Source organism: Pseudomonas sp. TE3910 (assembly GCF_056279025.1).
The window spans coordinates 255,321-270,736 of record NZ_JBWBQN010000001.1 but is presented as its reverse complement, the minus strand read 5'-3'; the positions used below and the strand labels follow the sequence as shown (position 1 = coordinate 270,736).

Below are 15,416 nucleotides of genomic sequence, written 5' to 3'. Positions count from 1 at the left end.
CGTGGTTTCAGCAGCCGGGCGTGCTCAGCCCACTACCAATGGTCACGGCCGTCACCTCCACACCCTGGAAATGATGCATCGCCGCCGGGTCGAACGTACGCTCGCAGTTGAAGCGGGTATCGACCACGAAGTCGTCCCCCTTGGCCTTGCTGATCGCGTCACGCCAGTTGTAGGCCGCGTTGACCGCCTGATCACCCGCCAATACCACTTCCAGCATCACTTGCGTGAAGTTGACCGCATGTGGCCCCTCCCAAAGGGCATAGACCGACGGATCATAGGCGTTACCACACAGGTCCAGGCAGTCTGCATAAAACGCCATCGGGCCACCTGTAGAGCGGTTAAGCGCACCGAACGTCAACGGTTCATTGCCCGGCGGAGCAAAAGTACCGATAAAGCTGCTCAAGTCAGCCTTGCAGGTAGGCGACAACGCCAGGCGCAATGCACTGACCTTCCCGCCCGCTGCCGTTGCGGTAACCTCGCACCCTTGCACGCGGTAGCTGTGGGTATCGCCATCCGAAGCCTGGGCAACACCTGCAACCGATTCAAAATAGCCCAGGCTGCTGCCCAGCATCTCGCCATTGAAGACCTGAGCCACCGTTGCCTGGGCCTGTGCCTGGGCCAACAGCGCAACGCTGCTCAACGCCAGGGTCGAGCAAAAGGGAACGAGGGCACGCGTGTTCATCGGAACATCCTGTAGAAATCGAGGGTGGAAAAACGCGCACTCTAATTCAGATCAATAGGCCACAGCCATACCTCACAGGCACGTCAGGAGAGAATGATGTAATCGCTGAACTGCGCAATGGGTGCATGTTCGCCCGCGACCAACTGCACGTAGCGTCCCCCCACCTGATCAATCGCAATACAGTCATCGACATCCAGCACGGCATCGGTATGCGGCTTGAGCCAGTCTCGGTCCATCTGCAATTTGCCTTTGAGCCTGGCCTCCGCCGGACTGCACGCGACCACCAGCAGGTAGCGATGAGCCTCGCCAAAACTGCCCGGCTCATACCCCCCAAGGTTGATGAAGTACAAGCGTGGATCACCCGCAGCTGGCTGCAGGTCGGACCAGCGCAACACATACCCCTCAGCCCCATCAACCTCAAGCCAGGAGTCGATATGCAAGCCCTTGGGGCTGCCGAACCACTGCTCGCGCAATTGCGGATAAGCCGCCTCCAGGCTTGGGGCAACAGCGAAAACCACATCGTGGACTTCGATCTTGGCGCCGGGGTGCTTGCCCCCCAGCATGACAACAAACAACATGGCGTTCCCTACTCGAGAATGGCAGGTGCTATAGGCGACACCTGCAACGCAAGGGCCTCGGTTTCAGGGCTGCTCGCCCACCAGGTAGGTTTTACTGATGTGCCGGAACTGCTCGTGACCGGCGCTGCCCAGCAACTCGAACAGCACCATTTCACGGGTGACGATCTGCGCCCCGGCATCACGCATACGCTGCACACCGGCAGCCTGGCTCAGTGGGCTACGGCAGTCGCAGGCATCCTCGACGACAAACACCTGCTTACCCGCCTCGCACAGGTGCAGGACGGTTTGCAGTACGCAGATATGGGTCTCCATACCGCAGACAATGACCTGATCACGGGCGAGCAGGCTGGCCGGCAGGCAGTTGGCGGCCACGCAGGAAAAATGCAGTTTCTCGACCACCTCGGCATTGCGTGCCGCCTCCTTGAGTGCCGCCAGCGTCGAGCCCAGGCCTTTGGGGTACTGCTCGGAGAACACCACCGGCAAGCCAAGTTCACCGGTGGCAGCCAGCAACCAGCGGGTACGGGCCACGGTGCCCGCCGGGTCAGTCACCGCGCCAATGAGTTTTTCCTGAACATCGATGACCAGCAGCGTGGCCTGGGTGGCGTCGATCAACATCGTGTGAACCCTCTGTCCAATATGACCGCAAGCCTCGCGCAGGTGCGTTGCGTCGTCAATGCCTGCCCGCAAGCAGCGCAAACCGCTCAGCCCTGCACTGCCTTCGCCCGGGCTATCGCCGCTGCGATCGCCGCTCGCGCCTGCGGGCTGTTCTTCCAGCAACTGGAACCCACCAATGCCGCCGCCTGGGTAACGATATCCAGCGCGTTGGCCTCGCTCAGCTGAGCCAGCGAGTTAAAACCCAACTGCTCCAACCGGTCGACCACGGTGGGGCCAACCCCCTTTACATCCAGCAGCGCAGCGCGCTCATCGTGTGGAAACGCCATATTCACCTCCCTGTGAGTGCGCAGCCGATGGCTGCGCAGTAAACCACAAGTCTAAGCGTCTCCAAGGTGCCTGCACCAGTGGCTGAACAGCCAGTGACAGCATCGTTTCAGAGGGGCGACAGTCGCACAGCCCCGGGCCGGGCCAGAGCCGCTGCGCGCCGCCCCTGAGCATAGGTAGTCAAGGCCGTCAGCAACGCCGGAATCGCCAGTACGCTGAACACCTGCGCGAACGACCAGCCCAGGCTAAGCATCTGCGCCCCGGCAAAGGCACTGAGGATGGCACCAAAGCGACCCACACCACTCATCCAGCTGGCGCCGGTTGCGCGCGCTTCAGTCGGGTAGATCGACGCGGCCAGGGCGTTCTGGCCAACACTGCCGCCGTTGAAGCAGAACCCCGCCATCCACGCTGCGGCGCACATCAACGCAAAGTGCTGCATGGTCTGACCGATGGCGAAAATCACCAGGCCGCCGGCCAGATAGTTGAAGATCAACACCCCGTATTTGCTCCAGCGGTCCATCGCCCAACCCAGCACAAGGGAACCCACGGGGCCGCCGATCTGGAACATCGCCGTAACGATGGCTGCGTCGGCCACGCTGTAACCGCCACCCTCCTTGACCAGCGTCGGCAACCAACTGCTGAACAGGTAGACCAGAAACAGACCGAGAAAGTAACCGCTCCATAACATCAGGGTACTGAAGCGGTACTGTGCCGACAGTACGATCTGTGGAGCACTGGCATTCACGATCGCAGCCTTCGGCAGGCAGAAGGTTGAGCTGGCGCTGGCTACGCCAGGCGCCAGTTTGTCGACAATGCGACGAATGTGCGCCTGTGGTGCCTGCTTGATCACCAGGAACGTCACCGATTCTGGCAGCTTGAAGAACAGCAGCGGTGCCACCAGCAACGGCGCGACACCGCCGAGTACAAGCATGCTTTGCCAGCCGAAGTTGGGAATCATCCAGGCAGAGACAAAGCCCCCTGCGGCAGCGCCAAAGGAGAAGCCGCAGAACGCCAGGGTAATCATGAACGAGCGCTTGCGATCCGGGGCAAACTCGGAAACCAGCGTACAGGCATTGGGCATCGCTGCACCCAACCCGAGCCCCGTCAGAAAGCGCAGGATCACCATGCTGGTCAGGTCAGGGGAAAAGGCCGTGGCCAGTGTCCATAGACCGAAGAAGAACACGCTCACCACCAGCACAATCTTGCGCCCATAGCGATCAGCCAAAGGCCCGGCCACCAGCGCCCCCAATGCCAGACCAATCAGCGCGGCACTCAGTACCGGGCCCAGGTCCTGATGACTGAGGCCCCAGTCCATTTTCAATTGTGGGGCGATAAACCCCATGATCGCCACATCAAAGCCATCCAGGGCGATGATCAGGAAGCCAAGAAAAACCACCCACTTTTGATAAGCCCCGACGGGCCGGTTGTTGATCAATTCACGCACGTCTATTGCTTGAACTTTATCCACCACGTTCACCTCTATTTTTGTAGGGGTGCTCGACAGCCATGCTGCGGCACCCGCTTTTTTATTGTTGAAGCGATTCGCACGGCATTGTTGGCCTGGTTACAACAGGTTGAGGCTCTGGAAATGCACGGGCTTGATGATGCGTGTCTCCTGAGCCACGATCAGGTGCGCCGATGCCTGTAGATAAGCCGCGAACGTCTCGTCACGGTCACGCGCCGCACTACGTTTCTCGAAGTCATCCAGGCTGTCATAACCCCATAGATGCACCACTTGATTAAGCGGCCCGATGCAACTGCTGTAGAACGCCAGAGGTGCCCCCAGGTGTTTGAGCAGAACAGGCATGGCCAGACGTTCGAATACCTCGATGAACTCGGCCATACCGCGAGGCTTGATGGTGTAGATGCGGTGATCGACGATGGCTTTGTGGTTCATCATGCAACCTCCTGTTGTGAGGGTTTGTCCGCCTGCGGCCTGAAGCTCTGCGCCAGGTGCTGAGCGGTGATGTAGCCAAAGGTCATGATCGGCCCCAAGGTAATGCCTGCGCCCGGGTAGTTGCCGCCCATGATGCTCGCGCGGTCATTGCCGACGGCATACAGCCCGGGAATGGCTGCGCCTGTCTCGTTGAGCACTTCACCCACAACGCTGGTCTTGATCCCGTCAAACGTACCGAGGTCACCCATGATGACCTTCACCGCGTAGTACGGACCTTTACCGATCGGCGCCACGCACGGATTCGGCTGATGCTGTGGGTCCGCCAGGTAGCGGTTGAAGCAGGTGCTGCCGCGGCCGAACTCGCGGTCTTCGCCCTGTTCCGCGCCGAGGTTGTACTGCCTCACCGTCTGCTCCAGCCCAGCAGCTTCGATACCCGCCTGGCGGGCCAATTCAGCCAGGCTGTCCCCCTTGAGCAGGTAGCCATTGCGCAGTAGAGAGCCAAGTGGCATCGGCGCAGGTTTGGCATAACCGAGGCCATACTTGGCCATGGCGTGAGCATCACAGACCAACCACATGGCCGTTTCATGCTCGCCTGCACAGGCGCGTATGAGCGCGGCACCGACGTCATGGTAGGAATTGGACTCGTTGGTAAAGCGCTGACCGTTGCGCAGCACACCGATGACCCCAGGCTTGTAGCGATCGAGCAGGTGCGGGAACGCGGTGAACCTGCCATCGCCCATAGGTACCTTGGACACGGGCATCCAGGCGGCGGCATCCTTGAAGCGAATCTCAAGCTGGCCACCGACCGCTTCGGCCATGCGCGCACCATCGCCAGTGTTGCCACTTGGTACTGGCGAAAAGTGCTCGCTGCCACGTTTGACGTGAGGGTAGGCCTGCTTGAGGCGCTGCAGGTCATGCGAAAAGCCACCGCCAGCCAGCACCACCCCACACCGCGCATCAATACGCCACTCACCGTGCACGCTGTTAAGCAGCGCGCCACTCACCCGCCCCCGCTCCTGCAACAGTTGGCGCGCAGCAGTCTGTGTATGGATGGGTATACCCAAGTCCAGCGCGGACTTGGCCAGACGCGCCGCCAGGGCGTTGCCGCTGGTGACGTTGATGCCGCGACGGTACAACAGCAGCTCTTTGATGTGCGTTGCCAGACGCCTGGCCACATAGATGAACGAGGTCAGCGACTTGGTGGCATTGAAAAAATGCTTCAGGTCGGCGTTCGAGGAATTAAACATCATGCCAATGAACGTGATGGTCTTCAGCGGCGGACGCAATCTGGCCATGTCGGCCCCAAGCTGACGGATATCAAAAGGCGCGGCCAGGATCGAACGACCGATATCGACCCCTCCAGCCACGTCAGGGTGATAGTCCGGGTACAGCGTCGGCACGAATTTGACGGCCGTCTCACGCTCGAAAAACGACACCATGGCCGGTGCATTGTCGAGGAAGGCGTCAACCGCCTCGGCGTCAAAATAATCGCCGGTTTCATTGCGCAGGTAAGTCCGCGCAGCTTCGCGGCTATCCTGAATACCACTGGCACTGGCCTGCGGGTTACAAGGTACCCACAACACACCACCGGAAAACGCCGTGGTGCCGCCGAAGAAGGCCTCCTTCTCCACTACGATCACATCCAGGCCCTGTTTCTTGGCGACAATCGCAGTGGCCAGGCCACCCGCACCCGCGCCGATCACCAGCACATCGCAGGTCTGTGTCGCCGTCGAACTCATTCGTGTCATTGTCGTTATCTCCGTGTTCATGTCCCGCAGGCAAGCGCCCGCCGCGCACTGAGGTGCGCAACGTTGCAGGCTCGACTGGGCTAGCGGCGGGTGGCCGGGGATTCGTAACCGGGACGCGGAATCAACGCCATCAACATGCTTTCAAGGCCGCCGTCGACGGTCAGCTCGGTAGCATTGACATAGTTAGCCCGTGGGCTGGCGAGAAACAGCGCGGCATTGGCAATATCGCTGGGCTGGCCAATACGCTGATTGGCCGTCATCGCCTTACGCTGCTGCTCGACCTTGGGATCGGCATAGAACGCTGCAGACAGCGGCGTGTGAATCAGCCCTGGGCAGATCGCATTACTGCGAATACCCTGCGGCCCCCACTCGGCGGCAAGCTGCCGTGAAAGCATACTCACCCCGGCCTTCGCTGCACTGTAGGCTCCACTGTGGGTCTGCGGAAAATGAGCAGCGATCGAGGAGATATGCACGAGGCTACCCGCCTGATTGGCCAGCATCAGCCGCCCGAACGCCTGGGAGCACAACAGGTAACCGGTGAGGTTGACCTCCAGCAACCGATTCCAGCTCGCCAGGCTGATGTCTGCAAGGCTGCCGGGTTGCAGCACACTGGCATTGTTGATCAGCACGTCACAACGCCCAAAGCGCTCGCTGACCCAGTCGGCGGCACGCTGCACACTCTGCGAGTCGGCGATATCGCAGTTCAGAGCCTCCACCTCAGTGGCAGACGTTTCGGACAACGAGGCCGCCAGAGCCTGGCAGCCGTCGGCATCGCGATCGAGCAACACCACCTGGGCCTGTTGTTCCACCAATGCACTGGCGATGGCCGCGCCTATGCCGCCGGCAGCGCCGGTGATCACACAGACGGCGGACTCCAGGCCCAACCAGTTGCTCGCTTGATTATTGTTATTCATGACGCTCTCCAGCATGTCTCGAAGGCGCGGCGGCGCAGCAAGCCGCCATCGTTACGCGGCACCGGGCCGCGACTGACGCGAAAGGGAAGCCAGGCAGCTCCTTCACGTGAGCCAGAGCATAGGGGCATCAGGTGCTTGGTCAGAATGGACAAAACCCACAACCAACCAGACTTTTTCGACAATTGCGCACCCGCACCCGGCCTGATGCTGCACCTGGCAGACAGAGTTGCCTGATGCCCTGAAGGTTGGTTAGGGTAAAAGTACCGAGGACCTGACGGTCGAGAGTACTCATAACAACAATGAACAAGATCCCCAACTACGCCCTCTACGGTGAATCACCTCAGCCGGCATGGCATGAATCCTTGCATGTGGAGTCGATTTCCAAGCGCTCCGGCGCCCACGACTGGGAAATCTCAGCGCATCGCCACGAGGGTCTGCTGCAGATCCTCTACCTGCAGAGCGGCGCCGGTGAAGTCCTGCTGGACAATGTCAAAGTCAGCGTCCAGGCCCCCTGCATACTGTTCATCCCCACGCAGATCGTGCATGGTTTCTCTTGGGCCGGGGCGGTCGAGGGGCATGTTATAACGGCCGTGCAACACCCGTTGGAGAGCATCACCCGCATGCTATGCCCGACGCTGTTACCGCAACTGCTCAAACCACAGGTGATAGCCATCCCGCACTGGTCACCAGCGCAAGACCCACTCCTCCCGCTGTGCCTGGCCTTGTACGAGGAGTACCACAATCGCGCCCGCGAGCATGTCGCCTGCAGCATGTCGCTGCTGCTGGCCCTGGTGATCCAGTTCATGCGTTTCAGCGCGGTAGGCGATCCTTCACCCGCAACCGCCAACAACCGTCGCAGCCAGCAAGTGACCAGCTTTCGTGAGCTGGTAGACGTGCATTTTCGCCAGCATCGCTCGCTAAACGATTACGCCGATGAACTCGGCGTCACCGCGGCTACCCTCGGTCGACTGTGCCAGGAGCAACTGGGGATGACACCAATGACCGTAATCAATGCTCGGTTGGTGCTCGAAGCCAAACGCGAACTGGCCCACTCCAGTCAGAGCGTGAAGCAGATCGCACACGGCCTGGGCTTCACCGATGTCGGGTATTTCAGCAGGTTCTTCCGCAAACACGTCCAGTCCAGCCCCAGAGAGTTCCGCAGCCAGGCGCAGACACCGACAAGGCCGTGATGCCCCCTGCCACGCTCACAGCGCCCATCGTTCTGAATCAACGGTCATCTCAGTGTAGTGTGGATGCGCCTGGCGCAGCACCGCGCAGGGTGCCAGTATGAAGGGGTACTTTCCGCGCTACATGGGGACGCGCCATGGCCACCATCGATCGCTTGTCCACACAGACCGCCAGCCGCCTGGCAGCCTTGCACCGAGACGGCTTCGTACTGCTGCCCGGCGTGCTGAACGCTGCGCAAATCGCCACCCTGCGTGCTGCAATCGATCATCTCAAGCCCCAACACTGGGATTACAGCGGCCTGCTTGAACATTACAAATGCGTGTTCAACCGCGACCCACTGTGGTTGCCGTTTCTCGACCTGAGCGGGGTTATCGAACTGGCCGAAGCAGCATTGGGCGAGGACTGTCACATCATTGGCCAGACTGCCTGGCGCTGCCATCCTGGCTTCATCGGCGCTGCACTGCACCTGGACTACCTGGCCATGGCCCTGCCGCAAAGCCTGCTGGCCGACCCTGCGTTCGAGTTGCCAATGCAGATCTGTACCGCACACCTCTACCTGGACACGATCGATGCCGACCTCAGCCCCACACGAGTAATACCAGGAAGCCACCGCGCCGGGCGACCACCGGCAGCAGGTGAAAATGAGTGGCAAGGCCAACCGGCACAGCCGGTGCTGTGCGAGGCCGGGGACGTGCTGATGTTTCGCAGCGAGCTGTGGCACGCGGGCAGCGACAACCGCACCCTCGACCGCACCCGCTACCTGCTGCAGGTGCATTATGGCCGACGCATGGTGGCCCAGAAGTTTTCACCCTACCTGTACTGGCGCTTCAACCCTGCAGTCGTGGACGCGGCCACACCACGGCAACGGCGCCTGCTGGGCGAACATGAAGAAGCCGAGTACGACTGAGCCGCTGGCGTTTACCTGTGCAACCCGCGCATCGATCAATAGCACTCGATACGATTGCGGCCGTTTTTCTTCGCCCGGTACAACGCCTCATCGCTCCGCGACAGCGCAGCATCAGCACTGGCGTCACTGGCCATGATGGCCGAAACCCCCACGCTGACGGTCAGAGGGATGCGCTGGTCGCCAACCCGCAATGGGACCTCGGTAATACGCTGCTGCAATAGCTGAGCAAAAGCGCTCGCCTGTGCGATGTCCTTGCCACTCAGCACTACGGCGAATTCTTCACCCCCCACGCGGCCCACCAGGTCCCATTCGCTGAGCTGATCCCGCACGATGGCTGCAAAATGCCTGAGCGCCTGATCGCCGACAGCATGCCCCCATTGATCGTTGATCAATTTGAAATGATCAAGGTCACACATCAACACGGCTGAGTGACGGTCGAGGGCACGTTGCACCTTCATCAACTCAGCCTCGATCTGCATCATGAAATGCCGGCGGTTGGGCAGTTGGGTAAGAAAGTCCACGGTGGCGAACTCATGAAGCTCTGCCTCGATCCGCTTACGCTCGGTAATATCGGTGATGAATCCGTGCCAGAGGGTGCTGCCATCCACCAGCCGAACAGGCCGGGCATCACCTTGGCGCCAGCGCAAGCCTTGCCGGGGCAACCAGACGCGGTACTCGAAATGCCACGGTGTCAGGCTTGCCGCCGACACATCAAACGACATCCGGTAACCCGGAAGGTCATCGGGATGAATGAGCCGATTGACGGGCGCATCGTTGGTGGCGACCTGCTCCGGCGTCAGCTCATACATGTCCTGAATACCGGCACTGGCATAAGAGAACGACGAGTCGCCTGCGGGCGTGCGTTGGTACTGGAAGACCAGCCCGGGCACTTCATTGGTCAGGTTGGTGAGCAGGTCGACCGTCTGCTGCAACCGCTCCGACATGCCACGGATGGCTGAAATGTCAGTGGTGGTTCCGATCATTCGTAGCGGTGTACCGTCCGCGTCGCGGCTGACCACCCGGCCCCGACTGGAAATCCATTTGTAGCGGCCATCCTTGCAGCGAATACGGTGTTCGACTTCGTAGTTTGCTGTCTGTTGGTCAAAGTGCGCGCGAATGGCAGCCCTTACGTAATCGACGTCATCCGGGTGGATACGCGTGTAACTGTCTTCAATACGATTGGAAATCTCGGCATCGGTATAGCCCAGAATGGCCTTCCAGCCCGCGGAGTAATAGATTTCACCGGCCTGAATGTCACGATCCCAAATACCGGTTCCGCTACCGGCGATCGCCAGCGTCATGCGGCGCTCGCCTTCACGCAGGGTGTTGACCTCTTCTTCCAGGCGGGCCTGTGTGCCATCACGTTCGATGATCTCGGCAGCCAAACGGGCCAGGTCGCGCAGAAATGCCTGGTCCTCTTCAGTCATGTCCCGAGGGGCATCATTAAGCAGGCAAAAAAAACCAACCGACTCTGCCGCAGGGGTGATGACCCGGCAGCCGGCCAGAAAACGCACCGGCCGGTTGCAGGTATCGTGCAATGGCCTGCGAAAACGCCCGTCTGCAAGGGTATCAGGGATGACCAACACCTCATCATGCGCGGAAAAGTATCGACCCAAGGAAAACACATCAGGCAGCCCTGACAGCGCCCTGCCCTCATGCGTATCCGCCCACAACTCGCTTACCGCTTCAGGCAGGAACAAGGCATCGACAACCCCAAAATGGCCGCGGGCAATACGTAGAAGACTGTCAAAACGCTTGTCCGGCAACGTACCTGGCGCATTTGCGGGTCTGCACAGGCCAAGCGCTTGGGATTTCAGATGACTCAGCATGTTCAGCTCTGTCGATACTGCCGAAACGGCGAGCACAATTTATACCGCATATCCAAAGGAATGGCTTTTTGCTTGCACGTCTTGCCGAGCCAATTCAGTGACCCACGGGCACCTCAAGCATCACGCAGAAGGTCGTGGGCATTGAGCAACTCATAGGCAATCTCGGGTCGACGCTCCAATGCCCGGCGGATAGCGGCAGGAATCGATTGACGAGTCTTACGGCACAACCCGGTTTGCGCACCGATATGAATACCGATGCCGCGCATGGTACGCACTTCATTGAAGCCCGGGGCAATATCCAGACGGATGCCCAGTTGTTCATGCATGCGCCGCTTCATTCGCTCAAGGTCAGCGAGGCTTTCAAGGTTTTCCAGGCGCTCGAGCAGGCGCTTCTCCTCCTGGCGGGTCAGGAGCAGGATGCGCTGATCGGCACCAGGGCTGTCCAGCAACTGTTCGCGGTCACAGTCGCAGGCACCGGGTGGACAGGGTTGGCGGATCGGAAAAGAGGCTGTCATGGCGTTCAATCATAGCCATGCGCAGCTGGCTTTGCCTATGACACCTGATCGGACGCCACCCTGCTCACGCGAACTACACTGACGGCGACCCGGTTCATGACAGAGGGCACTGACATGGCGAATAGTGCGCCAAGCACAGCATGGTGGCTGGAGCCGATTCCAACTGAGGCCAGTTCGACCTTCACCTCAGGGCTTTCAGCTGCCGAAGCAAAACGCCGCCTGGCGCAATTCGGCCCCAATGCTTTTGTCAGCACACAGCAGCGGTCGATCCTGCGTCAGTACCTGAGCCGCTTCAGCAACCCGCTGGTGATCATTCTGCTGGCCGCCAGCGCCATCTCGGCCCTGAGCGGCGAGGTGGTGAATTTCGTCATCATCAGCTGCATCGTCATGCTTAGCGTGACGCTGGACTTTGTTCAGGAATACCGCGCCAATGCCGCCGCCGAGAAATTGCGCCATACCGTTGCGGTACGTACCCGCGTGCGTCGTGATGGCACGACACAGGAGATCGCGGTAACCGAGGTTGTACCGGGGGATGTCGTGGAACTTAGCGCCGGCGATCTGATTCCCGCAGATGCCCGGGTGATCGAGGCCCGCGACTTTTTCGTGAAGCAGGCCTTGTTGACCGGCGAACCCTACCCTGTTGAAAAGCACGCGCAGCTGCCACCAGCGTCGGCCACAGAACTGGCCGACGCGAGCAATGCGGTATTTATGGGCACCTCGGTCATCAGCGGGAGCGCCACGGTATGGCTGGTCAAAACGGGGGCGCAAACAGCCATCGGCGCCATTGCCGACAGCGTCTCCCGCCAGTCTGCGCCCACTGCGTTTGAGCTGGGCACACGCCACTTCGGTTTGCTGATCATGCGCCTGACGGTGCTGATGGTGTTGTTCGTGCTGCTGGTCAATGTCGCGCTGCACAAACCCCTTCTGGAATCGTTCATTTTCGCGGTCGCATTAGCCGTCGGCCTGACCCCTGAGCTGCTACCCATGGTGGTGTCAGTGACGCTTTCACGCGGCGCACTGCGCATGGCGAGCAAGGACATGATCGTCAAACGCCTCTCGGCGATCCAGGACCTGGGTTCGATGGACGTCCTGTGCACCGACAAGACCGGCACCTTGACCGAAGCGGTCATCCACCTGGAGCGGCATGTCGACCCACTGGGCCAGCCTAGCGACCGCCCGTTGATGCTGGCTTATTTCAACAGCCACTTTGAAACCGGGCTGAAAAGCCCGCTCGATGAGGCCATTCTTGCCACCAGCCACTTCGACCCGGGCACCTGGAGCAAGGTTGATGAGGTGCCCTTCGACTTTGAGCGTCGACGTGTCTCCGTACTGATCGACAACGGCCAGGAGCGATGGCTGCTGGTCAAAGGCGCACCGGACGACGTGATCGGACTGTGCACCCACTATGAAAGCGGCCCCGATGCCCAGGCCCGCACCATGAGCGAGGCCGACCGGCTAGCGATTCACACCCAGTATCACGCGTTGGAACAGGAAGGCCTGCGGGTGCTGGGGATCGCCTGGCGTACGGTAGAGCAAACCCATGCCCATGCCGTCGTAGGCGATGAGGCGCAGTTGATACTGGTCGGCTTTTGCGCCTTTATCGACCCACCGAAAGCCAGCGCAGGTGCAGCGCTGTCTGCATTGGCCAGAGTGGGTGTGTCGATCAAGATTGTGACCGGCGACAGCGACCTGGTCACACAGCATGTCTGCGAGCAGTTGAACATTCCCGTGACCGGCCTGCTGACTGGCAAGGAAATCGCACTGCTGGACGACCATGCCCTGCGTGCCCGTGTCGAAACCGCCAACCTGTTCTGCCGGGTCAATCCCGGGCAGAAAGAACGCGTGCTGCTGGCACTGCGCGCCCGGGGTCATGTCGTCGGCTACCTGGGCGACGGTATCAACGACGCGCCATCGTTGCACGCGGCCGATGTCGGCATCTCGGTGGACTCGGCGGTCGATGTTGCCAAGGAAGCCGCTGACATCATCCTGCTCAAGCCAGACCTGCATGTGCTGCTGTCCGGGGTACTGGAAGGTCGGCGTACCTTCGGCAATATCCTCAAGTACATCATGATGGGCACCAGCTCAAACTTCGGCAACATGTTCAGCATGGCCGGCGCAGCGCTGTTTCTGCCGTTTCTTCCGATGTTGCCGACACAGATCCTGCTCAACAACATCCTTTACGACATTTCCGAGGTGCCGATCCCACTGGACAAGGTCGACACCGAGGACATGCGCCACCCACAGGTGCTGGACCTGGCCTTTATCCGCAACTTCATGCTGATCATCGGGCCGATCAGCTCACTGTTCGACTTCCTGACCTTCTACGTCATGCTGCAGGTTCTAAAGGCCAATGAAGGGCTGTTCCAGACCGGCTGGTTTGTTGAGTCGCTGTGCACCCAGGTCTTGGTGATCTTTATCATCCGCACCCGTGGCAACCCCCTCAAGAGCCGCGCCAACCCGGTACTCACCGTGACCTCGCTGACGGTCGTCGCACTGGCACTGGTGCTGCCCTACTCGCCCTTGAACCACTATTTCGGCTTCGTACCGCTGCCTCCTGCCTTCTACGCCATTCTCGGGTCCATGGTGCTGGTCTATCTGATGATGGTCGAACTGGCCAAACGCTTTTTCTACCACTACATACAACGAGCAAAAGCCAGGCCTCGCCCTGCTCGCCCATTGATCTAGCCAGCGTGACACATGAGCAGCCCTGACAACCCGCACAACAGCCGCTCGTCCTCGGCCATGCGCAGTATGCGTTCGCGTGGTGTGCTGTGGAGTGCCTGGCTTTTGGGAGCCGCATCACTTGCAGGGGGCGTGGCCGACTGGAGCGGCGTGTATGCCGCCTTCATGCTGGCCAGCCTGTTGCGCAGTATCGGCATAACCCCCGGCGGGCTGGGCGTATTTGAAGGCGGCGCGGTCAGTGCCCTGCATTGGGCGGGCATTGCACTGCCGGTGGCACTCTCCGCGACGCTGCTGTTTCGCGGCCTGAGTTTCTGGGCGCCGATGCTGCCGGGCATACTGGTATCGCGTAGCGCGCTGCGCTAATCCATCACCTGCTGCATGATTTCAAATGCGTTCAGCGCGGCGCCACGTAACAACTGATCGCCACTGATAAACAGGTCCAGGCCGTATTTGCCATAGATCAGGTTGTAACGAATACGCCCCACTTCTACAGCGTGCTTGTAGGTAGACGTCATCGGCATCGGGTAACGCCCCTGCAGAGGGTCGTCCACCACCTCGACCCCGGAAGCCTCAGCCAGCATTTTCCTCACATCACTGAGCGAGCGGATCGGCTGGCGAAACTTCAGGCTCAGGCTTTCGGCATGCGAGCGCAGTGTCGGTACTCGTACTGCCGTGGTGCTGATGGCTAACTGCGGTTCGTTGAGCACCTTGCGCAGCTCCCATACCACCTTCATCTCTTCACGGGTGTAACCGTTTTCTTCAAAAACGTCGACCTGCGGTATGACGTTGAATGCCAGGTTATGGGCAAAGTTCTCGCTGCTGTTGTCTTGTCCGTAATCACTGAAGCGACGCGCCCGCTCGCGCAACTCGAGCATCGCCGGCTGCCCTGCGCCGCTGGCCGCCTGGTAGGTCGAAATGATTGCGCTCTCCATGCCAAAAGCCTGGTGCAAAGGCCCAAGCACCATCAGGGCAATGGCCGAGGAGCAATTGGGATTGGCGATCAAACGCTCCCCGGCATAACGCCCACCGTTGATTGGCGGCACCAGCAAGGGGACCTCAGCGTGATAGCGAAACGCAGAAGAGTTGTCGATGACAATGGACGCCTTCGCCAGCGTCGGCCCGTGCTCAAGGGCAAACGCTCCTGAGACACAAAGAAAGACAATGTCACAAGCAGCACAGGCGGCTACAGAAAACGGCTCGATTCGGTACTGCTGTTGGCCAACCTGCAGAGGCTTGCCCACCGAGCGTGACGACGCCATGCACACCACCTCAAAAGCGGTGTTTTGCAGCAACTCAAGCATCGTCATGCCCACAGCACCGGTACAGCCAACCACGGCAATTCTCTTCATGTCGATTCCTTGAATGAAAGGACCAGGCACCAACGAGCGACGCATGGAAAAAGACGTCATACCGTGCGCAATTGATGACCTGATGCAACGCAATTCCGTTACGCGAAACCCTTGGTGATCAACGCTACGGAGCATGTTCCAGGGCACGGATTGTAGGGAGGCAACGGACTCGGCTACAGTGCGGAAAC

15 protein-coding genes are annotated in these 15,416 nt (G+C 60.1%); 4 read left to right on the top strand and 11 right to left on the bottom strand.

All coding sequences use genetic code 11. The features are described from left to right. Positions 1-7: 7 nt before the first annotated feature. The 8 genes from ACZ9H3_RS01235 to ACZ9H3_RS01200 form a co-directional block, all read right to left on the bottom strand. Positions 8-682: a hypothetical protein gene (locus ACZ9H3_RS01235; RefSeq protein ID WP_476219100.1), complete on the bottom strand. Its 675-nt coding sequence runs from the start codon at positions 680-682 to the stop codon at positions 8-10. Between the two features lie 83 nt (positions 683-765). Further along, positions 766-1,260, bottom strand: a complete 495-nt coding sequence (locus ACZ9H3_RS01230; RefSeq protein WP_476219099.1) for a DUF1543 domain-containing protein — start codon at positions 1,258-1,260, stop codon at positions 766-768. Between the two features lie 63 nt (positions 1,261-1,323). Beyond that, a complete protein-coding gene (locus ACZ9H3_RS01225) occupies positions 1,324-1,875 on the bottom strand; it encodes a hydrolase (RefSeq protein ID WP_099774092.1) in 552 nt (183 codons plus the stop codon). An 86-nt stretch (positions 1,876-1,961) separates the two neighbouring features. Continuing rightward, positions 1,962-2,201, bottom strand: coding sequence for a Pathogenicity locus (locus tag ACZ9H3_RS01220; protein ID WP_065759514.1), 240 nt, complete (start codon positions 2,199-2,201; stop codon positions 1,962-1,964). Between the two features lie 107 nt (positions 2,202-2,308). Further along, a complete protein-coding gene (locus ACZ9H3_RS01215; RefSeq protein WP_099776599.1) occupies positions 2,309-3,667 on the bottom strand; it encodes an MFS transporter in 1,359 nt (452 codons plus the stop codon). A 96-nt stretch (positions 3,668-3,763) separates the two neighbouring features. Then, complete coding sequence (locus tag ACZ9H3_RS01210; protein ID WP_099774091.1) at positions 3,764-4,096, bottom strand: NIPSNAP family protein; 333 nt, start codon at positions 4,094-4,096, stop codon at positions 3,764-3,766. Beyond that, positions 4,096-5,844: an FAD-dependent oxidoreductase gene (locus ACZ9H3_RS01205; RefSeq protein ID WP_476219096.1), complete on the bottom strand. Its 1,749-nt coding sequence runs from the start codon at positions 5,842-5,844 to the stop codon at positions 4,096-4,098. The genes ACZ9H3_RS01210 and ACZ9H3_RS01205 overlap by 1 nt, the downstream gene beginning before the upstream one ends. Before the next feature lie 80 nt (positions 5,845-5,924). After that, positions 5,925-6,758 (bottom strand): SDR family NAD(P)-dependent oxidoreductase, encoded by an 834-nt coding sequence (locus tag ACZ9H3_RS01200; protein ID WP_476219094.1) that lies wholly within the window; start codon positions 6,756-6,758, stop codon positions 5,925-5,927. A 299-nt stretch (positions 6,759-7,057) separates the two neighbouring features. On the opposite strand from ACZ9H3_RS01200, the gene ACZ9H3_RS01195 reads away from it, so the two are divergent. Both ACZ9H3_RS01195 and ACZ9H3_RS01190 read left to right on the top strand, forming a co-directional pair. Beyond that, on the top strand, positions 7,058-7,948 hold the full coding sequence (locus tag ACZ9H3_RS01195; RefSeq protein WP_476219092.1) for a helix-turn-helix domain-containing protein: 891 nt from the start codon (positions 7,058-7,060) through the stop codon (positions 7,946-7,948). A gap of 134 nt (positions 7,949-8,082) precedes the next feature. Further along, a complete protein-coding gene (locus tag ACZ9H3_RS01190; protein WP_102052537.1) occupies positions 8,083-8,853 on the top strand; it encodes a phytanoyl-CoA dioxygenase family protein in 771 nt (256 codons plus the stop codon). Between the two features lie 35 nt (positions 8,854-8,888). On the opposite strand, the gene ACZ9H3_RS01185 is transcribed toward ACZ9H3_RS01190, so the two are convergent. Together ACZ9H3_RS01185 and ACZ9H3_RS01180 are read right to left on the bottom strand one after the other, a co-directional pair. Beyond that, entirely contained in the window at positions 8,889-10,682 is a 1,794-nt protein-coding gene (locus ACZ9H3_RS01185; protein ID WP_476219090.1) for a sensor domain-containing diguanylate cyclase, read from the bottom strand. Between the two features lie 113 nt (positions 10,683-10,795). Continuing rightward, complete coding sequence (locus ACZ9H3_RS01180; RefSeq protein ID WP_065759522.1) at positions 10,796-11,197, bottom strand: hypothetical protein; 402 nt, start codon at positions 11,195-11,197, stop codon at positions 10,796-10,798. A 114-nt stretch (positions 11,198-11,311) separates the two neighbouring features. On the opposite strand from ACZ9H3_RS01180, the gene mgtA reads away from it, so the two are divergent. Further along, entirely contained in the window at positions 11,312-13,882 is a 2,571-nt protein-coding gene (mgtA, locus tag ACZ9H3_RS01175) for a magnesium-translocating P-type ATPase (RefSeq protein WP_476219087.1), read from the top strand. Between the two features lie 12 nt (positions 13,883-13,894). Continuing rightward, entirely contained in the window at positions 13,895-14,242 is a 348-nt protein-coding gene (locus ACZ9H3_RS01170; protein WP_476219085.1) for a lysylphosphatidylglycerol synthase domain-containing protein, read from the top strand. Here the strand turns inward: ACZ9H3_RS01170 and ACZ9H3_RS01165 are convergent. After that, a complete protein-coding gene (locus ACZ9H3_RS01165; RefSeq protein ID WP_476219083.1) occupies positions 14,239-15,228 on the bottom strand; it encodes an aspartate-semialdehyde dehydrogenase in 990 nt (329 codons plus the stop codon). The genes ACZ9H3_RS01170 and ACZ9H3_RS01165 overlap by 4 nt on opposite strands. Between the last annotated feature and the right edge of the window lie 188 nt (positions 15,229-15,416).

Coding starts and splice junctions, on each gene's coding strand:
- ACZ9H3_RS01195 (WP_476219092.1), top strand. CDS start 7,058: ATGAACAAGATCCCCAACTACGCCCTCTACGGTGAATCACCTCAGCCG.
- ACZ9H3_RS01225 (WP_099774092.1), bottom strand. CDS start 1,875: ATGTTGATCGACGCCACCCAGGCCACGCTGCTGGTCATCGATGTTCAG.
- ACZ9H3_RS01235 (WP_476219100.1), bottom strand. CDS start 682: ATGAACACGCGTGCCCTCGTTCCCTTTTGCTCGACCCTGGCGTTGAGC.
- ACZ9H3_RS01220 (WP_065759514.1), bottom strand. CDS start 2,201: ATGGCGTTTCCACACGATGAGCGCGCTGCGCTGCTGGATGTAAAGGGG.
- ACZ9H3_RS01185 (WP_476219090.1), bottom strand. CDS start 10,682: ATGCTGAGTCATCTGAAATCCCAAGCGCTTGGCCTGTGCAGACCCGCA.
- ACZ9H3_RS01180 (WP_065759522.1), bottom strand. CDS start 11,197: ATGACAGCCTCTTTTCCGATCCGCCAACCCTGTCCACCCGGTGCCTGC.
- ACZ9H3_RS01205 (WP_476219096.1), bottom strand. CDS start 5,844: ATGACACGAATGAGTTCGACGGCGACACAGACCTGCGATGTGCTGGTG.
- ACZ9H3_RS01200 (WP_476219094.1), bottom strand. CDS start 6,758: ATGAATAACAATAATCAAGCGAGCAACTGGTTGGGCCTGGAGTCCGCC.
- ACZ9H3_RS01190 (WP_102052537.1), top strand. CDS start 8,083: ATGGCCACCATCGATCGCTTGTCCACACAGACCGCCAGCCGCCTGGCA.
- ACZ9H3_RS01170 (WP_476219085.1), top strand. CDS start 13,895: ATGAGCAGCCCTGACAACCCGCACAACAGCCGCTCGTCCTCGGCCATG.
- ACZ9H3_RS01165 (WP_476219083.1), bottom strand. CDS start 15,228: ATGAAGAGAATTGCCGTGGTTGGCTGTACCGGTGCTGTGGGCATGACG.
- ACZ9H3_RS01230 (WP_476219099.1), bottom strand. CDS start 1,260: ATGTTGTTTGTTGTCATGCTGGGGGGCAAGCACCCCGGCGCCAAGATC.
- mgtA (WP_476219087.1), top strand. CDS start 11,312: ATGGCGAATAGTGCGCCAAGCACAGCATGGTGGCTGGAGCCGATTCCA.
- ACZ9H3_RS01210 (WP_099774091.1), bottom strand. CDS start 4,096: ATGAACCACAAAGCCATCGTCGATCACCGCATCTACACCATCAAGCCT.